The organism is Candidatus Parvarchaeota archaeon (genome assembly GCA_016866895.1).
GTDB lineage: Archaea > Micrarchaeota > Micrarchaeia > Anstonellales > VGKX01 > VGKX01.
The window spans coordinates 1-1222 of record VGKX01000226.1 but is presented as its reverse complement, the minus strand read 5'-3'; the positions used below and the strand labels follow the sequence as shown (position 1 = coordinate 1222).

Below are 1222 nucleotides of genomic sequence, written 5' to 3'. Positions count from 1 at the left end.
AAGGCTACCAAGTCAACCGGAAGCACATCCAGAGGATTATGCGACGGTTGGGGCTTGCAGGAGCCGTGCCAGGTCCCCTCACCTCAAAACCGCATCCAGAGCACATAAAATTCCCTTACCTCCTAAGAGGGGTCGTGTTGACAGGGCCTATGCAGGTGTGGAGCACCGATATCACGTATATACGCCTTCCGGACGGGTTTATTTACCTCGTTGCCGTGATCGATTGGTTCAGCCGCTTTACCCTGGCCTATCGGCTATCAAACAGCCTGGAAACGAGCTTTTGCTTAGAGGCCCTCAAAGAGGCTGTAGAAAAGTACGGCAAGCCAGAAATCCTCAATACCGATCAAGGCACACAGTTCACCTCACAAGAGTACATCGCCGCTGTCTTGGGCTTTGGGATTCAATTCAGCATGGATGGACGAGGGCGAGCCTTGGACAACATCTTTGTAGAGCGTCTCTGGAGGTCTGTCAAATATGAAAATGTCTACCTCCAAGATTACCAAAACATGCTGGGGGCAAAAAGAGGCCTGGCGGATTACTTTGACTACTACAACACGAAGAGACTTCATCAATCCTTGGAGTACCGAACCCCTTATGAAGTGCACTATGCGCTTAAAAAATAAAATGGCTGGGTCGCGCGCCCGCGCGCGCACAGGGGTACCCCCGTGCTACTCCTCTTGTAGAGCTGCTCTATATTGGGCTATGACCAGGTGGGAGGTGCTTTGTTGCTATAGCAAACGCAAAACACTCACAAAAGACTGCTGCAAATGGCAACCTAAGGACAGGTTAAAAGTTAGAGATCTAGAAGAGGGCTTTAGAGGTGGCAATGCGGCTAGTTGGAGAGGGTGTGAGTCTGAGTTATGGCCGCATTGCGAAGAAGCTCTTGATCGGGGGCTCCGCCCCCAATACCCCCGCCAAAGGGGCAAGCCCCTTTGGAAACCTGCTTTTTTTAGCACTATTAATTCGGTCCAAAAGGTGGCATTTCTATTTTGCGTTGACAAACGCTCACAAACCTCTTGCCAAAAAACGGAACACTTTGATAGGCTGCCCAATCAGCAGCCGATTCTCCCCCTGAAGGGGGAGCAGAGAAACGGAGAAGCAAACAACTTCCGGCTAAAAAGCTGTCCAGCCAACGGGGTCCACCTTAATCCATTACGATGCACAGGGTGGAGCTCACCTGATTCCTGCTAGACCCAAGATTGACTTATGAACAAGCTCTTTG

The 1222-nt window shown here is 50.7% G+C and carries 1 protein-coding gene; it reads left to right on the top strand.

The features are described 5' to 3' along the window. Positions 1-623 (top strand): IS3 family transposase (locus FJZ26_06155; protein MBM3229988.1); only part of this gene is annotated, 623 nt, incomplete at its 5' end. Between the last annotated feature and the right edge of the window lie 599 nt (positions 624-1222).